Genomic DNA, 9,130 nt, shown 5'->3' on the forward strand with positions numbered 1-9,130 from the left:
CTAGCCAACGATGGCCCGACCCCACCGTGCCGGAACCCGAGTTTCTCATCCTGACGCAATTCTTGTTCGATGCCGTGGACGAAGCCACCTACGGCTGTTTCATTGAGCCGGACGGCGTATGTCTGCACGGCCACCCTTCATGGCTCCGCCGTCTCGGCTAAATTTGACCCAAAGCAGGCAATGGGAAAGTCCGTTCTCGGGTGGCTTTGTCTAAATCTACGACGAGCTTCAACACGGGCTCAGCCGCAGATGTCTGACACTTTGTTCTGCAATCTCGGCTTCGGGCCGGGGATACCGGATCCATGCGTGTCGCAGACCTCTTGCCAAAAGCCCTACGCGTATTACGAACGGAGCGTGACCGAAATATGCGGCAACATGTAGAAATTGAACGTGGAACAGCAAGCGCGGCCGTCAAATCGGCCACATGCCCCAGGTCGCCGCTTCGACGAAGCTGCGATCTGGGTACTCCCACTTCGATTGTGAATTCTGGACAGTAACAGCTTGGGGCGAAAACGTTGATACGGGACGACGAAAAGCTGTTCGTACACCTTTCCGACATCCACTTCAGATCCAAGGAGATCATCCGCCGTGACGACCCGAATGCGGGGCTGCGCGACGATCTGGTTGCGGATGTCGCGCTGATGAGACGGGAGATCGGCCGTCCAGCTGACGGGATCCTGATCTCCGGCGACATCGCCTTCGCGGGAGCAGCGGACGAATACACGTTCGCCTACGAGTGGTTAAAATCAACACTCTGCCCAGCTGCGGGATGTAGGATTGAGGACGTCTTTGTTATCCCGGGCAATCACGACGTCGATCGGAGGCAGGCAGCGACGCCTGCACATAAGGACGTCCGCAGGAAGCTGAGGGATTATCCTGCCGATCAGAGCGACGACATTCTACGCAGCTATCTCTCGGACCCGTTCTCATCCCAGATGCTCTTCGGGCCCATCGAGAACTACAACCGGTTCGCCGCGGAATTCGTCTGCAATCTCGCAGCCGAGGATCCGAAGAAGCCTGATCGGAAGCCGTTCGCCGTTCGAGATTGGAAACTAAAGGGCGGCTCGACGCTTCGGATATGGGGCTTCAATTCGGTGCTGGTTTGCGACGAACACGACGCCCCCGGGAACATGTTCGTCGATCCGGCGGCGGCTCAGATCACGAGAGACGGTCCGAACGTCACGCATGTCGTGATGTGTCACCATCCCTATGGCTGGCTTAAGAACGGCGGCCCGTTCAGGGAGCGCATCGAGAACGTGGCGAAGCTCCACCTGTTCGGTCACGAGCACACGCGACGGGTCGAGGAAGGCAGGCGTTTCACCACGATTCGCGCGGGCGCTGTGCATCCAGATCGCAATGAGCCCGGCTGGGATCCAGGCTATAACTGGATCAACCTGTCGTTCGAACACGATGGCGGGAAGAGGCATCTCGATGTCGAGATCTGGGTCCGCAAGAGGGAAGGAGCACGGTTCATCGCCGTGCCGGATCCGGAGAACGCCAACCCGTGGAGCGTGCGCCATGCTTTGCCGGACTGGTTTCCTCCAGCTGCTCCGCAAACGGCCGATGCGACGGGACCACCCGCCGGCGTGCCTACCGAAATGAAGGCGTCCGACGAGTCGCCACGCGTCACGATGCGCACCGTCGTCAGCAAGATGTTTCGCCTGCCCGAGCATCTCCAGCGGCAGTTGATCGTCGCGCTTTCGCTCGACGAAGACGGCGATCAGGCCCTCAAGGACTACGAATTCGTTCTCGCTGCCGTCCGCCGCGCGAAGGAACGCAATCAACTCGTTGATTTGAACGACAGGGCGGATGAGGCTTTGGGGAGCGGCGACGCGGTATGAGCGAGAACGACAAGTTTGCGTTTGCAGAGGCCTACCGGAAGCTCCAGCCCGGCGCGGACCGCAGCATCGTCGGCTTCCGGGAAGCCGCGCACAGGAAAGTGCGCAAGGATCTGCCCAAAAGCGAGGATAAGATCGTAGATCTCGCGCGTCTCGCCTTCGACATCCCGGTGTCCAGTGGCCAGAAACCTGTCTGGCTAGAAGACATCTTGAAGGAGAAGGACGGTCATTTCTCTCTCGAACACGATGGCAACGAAGCTCGGATCGTCGCCACGATCCTGCTCGCCGACATGATAGCGTCTGGTTTCGCCGGTACGCCTGCGCTCGTGCTGACTGGTAGCTTCGCCGGCCGTAGGCAAACCGTCGACCAGGAAGCGATTGTGATGGCGGCGCGGTCCGGGCTTGCGGACATGGGGCGCACGCGACGTCTGGGGTTCCGCACCCAGATCGCAGCAGCACGATGGCAGGACATCGGCAAGACGGTGCTCGCGGCTAAAACGGGAGATGCAGCGACGATCCATACGGCGCTCGAGGCCATCGTTACCGAGGCCAAGGCCTCCGAAGCGCGCATGGTTGAAAAGTTCAACGGCGCCCTTTCCGCGCTGACGAACGAGAACCGCCGGCTAGCCGAGGAAGTCGATCTGCTGTGGTGGCGCATGGGGCGATGGAGCTATCTCCTCGACCGCCCGCTTTCCGAGATACACGGACAGGCGCTCCCGTTCGTGATCGGGACCGACGTCGCCGCGATGATCCACGTCCTCCCGGGTCCCCATGGTGCGCTCGGTATCATCCGCGACGCGCTTGGCGGGGAAGCCAACACGCGCCAGACGATCAAAGACACGTTCGAAGCGGTTCCGACAGCAGATCGGGCCGCCTTGCTCCAAGATACAAAGACGCAGCCCGATCCGATCGCCTTGTTGAATGCGGGGTTGCGCCTCTACGACGACGCCGCGATCACCGCCTCGATACCAGCCCTGTTCGCGAAGTATGGCGGCCTCTCGATCGACACGGAGCTTACCCGGTTCGAGATCGCTGTCCAAGCGTTCTACGAGCGCATGCTGATCAAGTCCGGTTGGATCTGATGCCGAGCAGCCCGTTCTGCCGCCGGCCAGATTGCGATGTCGCGCAGTCCGGCGTCTGCGCTCTGCGCAACGACCCGATCGAGTCCTGCTCCGAGTACGAGCCCGAGGAGGCCGCGCTCGACCATGGCGAGGACGAGGGCGAGCTGGAAGCACCCCCACGTCCGGTCGAACCGAAGTTGACGCTGCATCGCAGCGATATGCTCAACCGGAGCGAACTCTGGTCGATGCGGAAGGCGGCGGCAACCACGACGGTGTCGCTGGTCGGCGATGTCAAAGCCGGAAAGACGACGCTGATCGCGGCCCTCTACGGTGCGTTCTGCAAGGGTCCCTTCGCGGGTTACACTTTCCGATCCAGCCGAACGCTGACGGCTTTCGCTCGCCGACACCACAAAGCCCTCGAACGATCGGATCTGCCGTTGCCGGCCACGGACAGGACGAGCCGCCAGGACGGGGTCGGATTCTTTCACCTGAACGTGGTCCGCGGAACCGGCCAGCACCACCTCCTCATCGCGGACCGGTCCGGCGAGGATTTCCGTGCAGCACGCCGCGATACGAGCCTGATCCCGGCGCTGTGGGAACTCGCGATGGCGGACCGCATCTGCTTCATGCTCGATGCCGGCAAGCTCGCTAGGCCGGAGACGCGTTCCGGCTACAAGCGGAAGTTCAAGCAGCAGATCTGGGCTCTTCTTAACAACGGCGCGATTCCCGACGATGCGGTGCTTGAGATCGTCTCGACCAAGCTCGACAAGCTAGCGACGAAGCCGAGTCTCGTTCCGGTCCTCGATGAGCTGTTGGATTTCGAGAACGTGATCGCCGAGGAGTTCCGAACTGCCGGCCATACTATCGGCATGCGCCGGATCTGCGCCATGCCGCGGTCGAATTTCGGCGTCGGCATGATCGGCCTGGAGGAGCTGTTCCAGGGATGGCTGACACCGCGCCCGCTTAAGGATGTGGCACCGTTGCCCGCCAACGCCCCGGCCCGCTGGGTCGACAGAATGTTGACGAGCTAGGGGAGCGGTTAGCTTGGCCAGCCATAGACACGTTGTGATCGGGTTCCAGGGATCGGGGAAGACGACCTACGCCGCCGCCCTTTGGTACCTTGTCGATGCGCGAGCGAGGGAGACACCGACCGTGCTCTCAAAGGGAACGCATCGTGGCGATTACTCCTATCTCGAGAAGATCGCGGGCGCCTGGGAGAGCGGCTACCAAGTTGCGCGCACCGGCGTCGGAACGTGGCGGTCCATAGCTATCAATCTGAGATCCGAATTCGTGGAAGGCGACATCGAACTCTCGTTCGTCGACATGTCGGGTGAGACCTTCGAGCAGGTCTTCGCCTCCCGTGAGTACGACGCTCGCATTGAGACGATGGCTCGCGGATGCGAGGGCCTGCTCTTGTTCGTCAGCGCTGCCCGTAAAATCGACGACGTGACGCTCGTCGACGTCGGAATGGCGCTCCCAGAGGACATGCCGGAAGAAAACGACGACGAAGAAGACGACGATGAACTCGCGGACGAACCAGGCTACGGCGGCGACGGGTCTCCCGACGCCGCGATGGCGTCCCAAAGCGGGGCCGGCGGGGACAAAGGCGAGCCGGAGGTCGCGCAGCCGGCCGGCGGAGCCGTGCGGCCGAGCGACTTCACGCCGGCGCTCACGCCTCGTCAGGTCCAGATCGTCGACCTTCTCGACGCCCTCGCCGACGTTCCCGTGGACCTGCGGCCTGCGAGGGTCGCCGTTATCGTCTCAGCCTGGGATCTGGTGGCCTCGGGTACCGCCCCCGAGGAATGGTTAGCGCGAAGCATGCCGCTGCTCCATCAATATCTACACAGCCGCGCAAACGAATTTGAAACACGGATCTACGGCGTCTCTGCGCAGGGCGGCCGACTTCCGAAACGGGAAAAACCGGACGAGGAGAGCGACAGAAAAAAGCTTCTCGAGGAGTCCGTCGCCGGCCGCCGCATACGTGTTGTCGGCCACGGCGCGGGCGCGCATGATCTAACGCATCCGATCGCCTGGCTCAGCGGTCTCGTTAGATGACGCAACAATCGCTGACCATGACGGTCGAGCAGGCTCTGTACGGCTACTCCGACGGTCATCGCCAGCTCGCGGCATCCGTGCAGCTGTCGTCCGTCGACGCCTACGAACTGGCGACCCGATCCGATCTCGCCTCGAACGCCCGGCTCGGTCCGGGAATGAGCTACGTCTGTGGTTTTGCCCTGAAGGACAGCGGAGCGTTTGCCTTCATCAAGACCTGGCCTGCTCCAGAGATGCCCCGACCCGGATGCGTCTGGAGCCATGTCCTCGTCCTCCCGCGCAAGTTCCTGACCGGGCAGGTCAATCTCGGCGTTCTGAAAACGCTCTTCCTAAAGCCGGGTTCGAGGGCGGCCCACGATGAATACAGCCGGAAGATCGAGGTCCCGCGCCTGCTGAAAAGCGGTGTCGCGGACCGTTTCGAGGTCCAAAGGATTATCTCGGCCTACTACGAGGGCCGAACTCTGCATTACGCGGAACTTCCCGGAGAGAAATTCGAGGAGGCTCTGCTTGCCGCTTGGTCGCAGCAGTGGCCGAAGCTGCGGGCGGCGTTCCAGTTCAGGACGGTCTTCGGATCGGCGGCGGTCGACGACGATCGCGGCCTGATCGTCCGAATTGGGCCTTCCAACCCGTCCAGGAGCACCAATACGGCTCCGGAGAAATGGTTGTCGGCCGCCACCGCTGACGCCACCTCAGCGACAATCACACCGCTGCGCCGGTTCCTCTGGAGGTACGGCAAGGACACCGCCCGGCCGCGGACCGCATTCAGACCGCTCGTCGAGCTTCATCTGGCCGATGCAAGAGGTTCAAGGCGATCGCCTGCCGAGATCCTCGAATCGTTTCCTAAACCGCTCGACGCCGCCACCTTGAAGCGTGACGCCCTGGGCGTCACGCCCTCCGCCCTTTCCTTGACCAGGCGTCTCGACGGCGAGGAATTCGTGATGCTCGCCATAAGCGGGCAGGCCCTATCGAGCGGACTGATTAGCCGCGAGGAGCTCGAGACGACGGTCGGAACGCTGGACCAGCGCGATCTCAAGCGCGCCGCGATCGCTCTGGGATCGGTCCAGGATTCAAAAATCGGGGACGCCGCGGCGCTCTCGGAAGCAGTCTCGCGCGTCATCGAACCTGACGCGCTTTCAGACGAAGCCATGCCGATATCCTTCGTCACAGGCGTGCTGGCCATGCGGCCGGAGCTCATCAAGGCTTTCGACGCTGCGCGTCTGGACGAAGCCGGTATCCTCGGCCTGTTTGACGTAGCGGAAGGCAGGGCGGCGGAAGACCGCCTAATCGCGGCCATTATGAGCCGTCTACCTTCGAACCAGTCCCTCGCCACCCTGGGGCGCCGCGCCTCCGAAGCCTTTGTGGTGGCCGTCGGGCTTTCGACGGAGGGCGGGCTGCACGAGAGGTGGAGACCATTCTTCCCCTCCCGCGCCCGGGAGGTGGTTGCACGAGGGCTTGCCGAGCTGAAGGGGTCGAAGCAGGTCGGCCACGCGGTCGCGCTGATCGACTTCTCGACCGAGCACGACGTGAAACCGTCCGCGTTCGTCGAAGCCGCCGGCCGAGCCGGTCCGAGCGCGACCGAGGCGGAGCGGACAGATCTAGACGTCTATTTGCTGGTCTTGTGTCGATGGAATCCCGCGAGGTCGATTGATATCATCGCGGACATCCTTCCACGCCTGCGCAAAGTCGCGCTCGCCAATGGGTTTTCGGTTCGCGGGCGGGCGTTGCTCGACCGCCATCTCCCCTACGTGTCGGAAAGCTGGGATCTCAACAAGCGCCTGCTCAAACTGCTCCGCAACGTCCGCCGCGACGGTGTAAACATTGATCGTATAGTCGAGCGCATGCCTCTTTCCAAAGACGAGTTGCTCTACGTATTTGACGAAGATGGCGACGGGCTCAACTCCCTGGTATTGCGTTTGTTCTGGCCATTCAATCTCGGCTAACATTTGTATCTCGAACGGCCGCGCTTCCTGGGCCAACCGAATGCTCGTAATTAAGCGCCGCGGACAGTTGTTCGGAAACTGGCACAGGTTTCCGACATTTTCTAGAGTGACGCCATCTATCCCGAGCCGAACGTCCGGCTTCTGACGTGGGACCCGGTTCTGCTTCTGGCGCGTAGGGGAAGCTACGCCTTCGGCTCGTCGTTTGCAGTTCGTCAATCAGCCGCGACGTCGACCGCCCCGCATGGGTTGCGGCGGTGCTTCACCTTCCGCCGGCTGTAGGAACAGCTCTGCCAGCGGGACCTGCAATGTGACCGCTACTCGGTCGAGTAGGTCCACCGTCGGGTTCTCGGTCTGCCGTTCCAGACCACCGAGATATGCCCGGTCCACGCCAGCGTCCGCAGCCAGCCGCTCCTGACTGACGCCTGCGGCGACACGCACCCGGCGCAGGTTCCACGCCAACAAGGCTCGTCCCGTCATCACGAGGCACAACGAGCCCTTATGTGGGCCATAAAACCACTGGCTATAGCCACATGGAAAAGCTATGTCGGCCGCAACTTCGGGTAGGCCGCAATGAACCTCCGCCTGCCACACAGGAGGAAGCGCATGCCCGACGCCAAGGACACTCAATCTGGCCTAGTCGCCCGAACGAGGGCGCGCTACGCGGAACAGGCAGCGAACCCAGATGTGCAGAAGGGCCGGCGGTACGCTGTGATCGTCGTGTCCGTCGGCGTCATCCTCGTTGGGGGATATCGCATCCTTCAGCGCCATATCCGCGCCGAGGACACCTCCTTCACGAACGGTGTCATGCCAGCTTGCGCCAGTCCGGTCGTAAAGCGCCTTCTCAAGGATGCCATCGAAGAAAGCCCGAACGTGAAGCAGGCGAGTGCCCTGCTGCACCGGACCGTTACCGTGCAGGAGACGGGATACGTGCCCGTTGGAGCCAAGGGCTACGAGGTTCGCCTGTGTGAAGCTGATATCCTCTTCAACATCGGCCGCCACGATGTGCCGTTCACGCTCACCTGGGTCTCGCCGGCCAAGGATGAACTCTGGATCGAAGTGCAGCTGCCGTTCTGAGGCGCGCGCTGATCAGAGCCTTCCCTCGACCAGATGTTCACCATTCACGCTTCCGGTGCTGCGATGCTCACGTCTCATTCTGCCTACACCATTCGGCTTTTCATGCTGGCCGGCATCGCGTTGTTGATCGTCGGCATAGGGGGAACAACCGGCGCCCTGGCCACACCGGAGGGCACAGCGGCCCTCGACGGCTACACCTGCGCTCAGGTCGATCCGGAGCTGTTCCCCCGCCAGAACTGGTCGGAGCGTGGTGACCCCTACGGCATTGCATTCATCGAATGGGACCGGACCACCTTCGAGGCGCTTAAGCGGCGCATGACGGAATGCGCCACCGATGCCAACCGCCGCCGTACGCTGATGATGCTCAGGTATATCGACGATCAGCCCTACGGCCGTCAGGCCCAAGTTACGGGACAGGTCGAGGCTTTACGAGCGAAGCAAGCCGTCGCTGTCGATCGCGAGGCCGAACTTCGTGAGGCCGTGCGAGCAGCTGAGGCCGACCCCGACCTGTCGAGCCGCCGGAATCGTGTCGCTGCCATCGATCAGCGTCTTGCCCGTGGTGGTATCCCTTCCGCCCTCGACCTCGATCTGCGTACCCGTCTCGCCCCCCTGCGCGCGGCCATCGCTGAGCAGGACGAGAAGAATGCAGCCGCTACCGCGGCTGCTCAGGTTCGGCAGCAAGCCGATGAGGCGAAACGCGCCGAGGAACAGAGGCAAGTAGCACAGCAGCAGGAGGTCGAGCGTCAGGCCGACGCGCAACGCCGTCAAGCTGCCGTGGTGCGCCAGCAGGCTAAACTCGATGTCCGCGCCGAGGCCGAACGCGGGGCTGCCGACCGGATCTACGCTCAAAAAGCACCGGGTCTCCCAACGCCGGTGCGATCCTTTCTCGAGAAGAACCCACAGTTCAAAGCACCCGCCGCCCGCGAGGACCTACTTCAGGTACTCACTGTGATGGACGCGGTCGCCTACGATCTCGAGACCTGCCGCAGCGCCCTTGAAGGCTACCAGTCCGACTGGACGGAGGCGCAACGCCGCTACGGGCTCGTGCAGCAAGTCCTGCTCGGCTATTACGGGGTGACCGCGGCCGACCTTGCAGCTGGTGCCAAGATGCGTCGGCAGACGTGGACGAACAATGGTGCAGCCGACACCATGCGGGCCAATATCA

Annotated in this window: 7 protein-coding genes and 1 pseudogene; 7 read left to right on the plus strand and 1 reads right to left on the minus strand. The window is 62.5% G+C overall.

The features are described from left to right. The first annotated feature begins 515 nt into the window (after positions 1 to 515). Genes K2Y56_RS19765 through K2Y56_RS19785 form a run of 5 tightly spaced genes read left to right on the plus strand, consistent with a single transcriptional unit; the run spans position 516 to position 6,891 of the window. Complete coding sequence (locus K2Y56_RS19765; RefSeq protein ID WP_292511537.1) at positions 516 to 1,841, plus strand: metallophosphoesterase; 1,326 nt, start codon at positions 516 to 518, stop codon at positions 1,839 to 1,841. Then, a complete protein-coding gene (locus K2Y56_RS19770; protein WP_292511540.1) occupies positions 1,838 to 2,920 on the plus strand; it encodes a GTPase-associated system all-helical protein GASH in 1,083 nt (360 codons plus the stop codon). Before K2Y56_RS19765 ends, K2Y56_RS19770 begins: the two co-directional genes overlap by 4 nt. Further along, positions 2,920 to 3,930 carry a hypothetical protein gene (locus tag K2Y56_RS19775; protein WP_292511543.1) on the plus strand — a complete coding sequence of 337 codons (1,011 nt, stop codon included), beginning with the start codon at positions 2,920 to 2,922 and terminating at the stop codon, positions 3,928 to 3,930. The genes K2Y56_RS19770 and K2Y56_RS19775 overlap by 1 nt, the downstream gene beginning before the upstream one ends. A 34-nt stretch (positions 3,931 to 3,964) precedes the next feature. After that, a complete protein-coding gene (locus tag K2Y56_RS19780; protein WP_292511555.1) occupies positions 3,965 to 4,954 on the plus strand; it encodes a hypothetical protein in 990 nt (329 codons plus the stop codon). Positions 4,955 to 4,971: 17 nt separating this feature from the next. Next, positions 4,972 to 6,891, plus strand: coding sequence for a hypothetical protein (locus K2Y56_RS19785; protein ID WP_292511546.1), 1,920 nt, complete (start codon positions 4,972 to 4,974; stop codon positions 6,889 to 6,891). A 216-nt stretch (positions 6,892 to 7,107) separates the two neighbouring features. Here the strand turns inward: K2Y56_RS19785 and K2Y56_RS19790 are convergent, their stop codons facing one another. Then, positions 7,108 to 7,368 carry a helix-turn-helix transcriptional regulator gene (locus K2Y56_RS19790; RefSeq protein ID WP_292511549.1) on the minus strand — a complete coding sequence of 87 codons (261 nt, stop codon included), beginning with the start codon at positions 7,366 to 7,368 and terminating at the stop codon, positions 7,108 to 7,110. A gap of 126 nt (positions 7,369 to 7,494) precedes the next feature. Here K2Y56_RS19790 and K2Y56_RS19795 point away from each other — a divergent pair, with 126 nt between their 5' ends. Beyond that, the gene (locus tag K2Y56_RS19795) at positions 7,495 to 7,965 is read left to right on the plus strand and encodes a hypothetical protein (RefSeq protein ID WP_292511552.1); all 471 of its coding nucleotides are present in this window, start codon (positions 7,495 to 7,497) and stop codon (positions 7,963 to 7,965) included. A 33-nt stretch (positions 7,966 to 7,998) separates the two neighbouring features. Then, positions 7,999 to 9,130: pseudogene (locus K2Y56_RS19800) on the plus strand (hypothetical protein); the annotation flags it as partial.

Origin of the sequence: Methylobacterium sp., from assembly GCF_019745455.1 — a bacterium.
GTDB lineage: Bacteria > Pseudomonadota > Alphaproteobacteria > Rhizobiales > Beijerinckiaceae > Methylobacterium.

Excerpts from the sequence above, each read along its gene's own strand:
- K2Y56_RS19770 (WP_292511540.1), top strand. The coding sequence starts at position 1,838 with ATGAGCGAGAACGACAAGTTTGCGTTTGCAGAGGCCTACCGGAAGCTC.
- K2Y56_RS19775 (WP_292511543.1), top strand. The coding sequence starts at position 2,920 with ATGCCGAGCAGCCCGTTCTGCCGCCGGCCAGATTGCGATGTCGCGCAG.
- K2Y56_RS19785 (WP_292511546.1), top strand. The coding sequence starts at position 4,972 with ATGACGGTCGAGCAGGCTCTGTACGGCTACTCCGACGGTCATCGCCAG.
- K2Y56_RS19790 (WP_292511549.1), bottom strand. The coding sequence starts at position 7,368 with ATGACGGGACGAGCCTTGTTGGCGTGGAACCTGCGCCGGGTGCGTGTC.
- K2Y56_RS19795 (WP_292511552.1), top strand. The coding sequence starts at position 7,495 with ATGCCCGACGCCAAGGACACTCAATCTGGCCTAGTCGCCCGAACGAGG.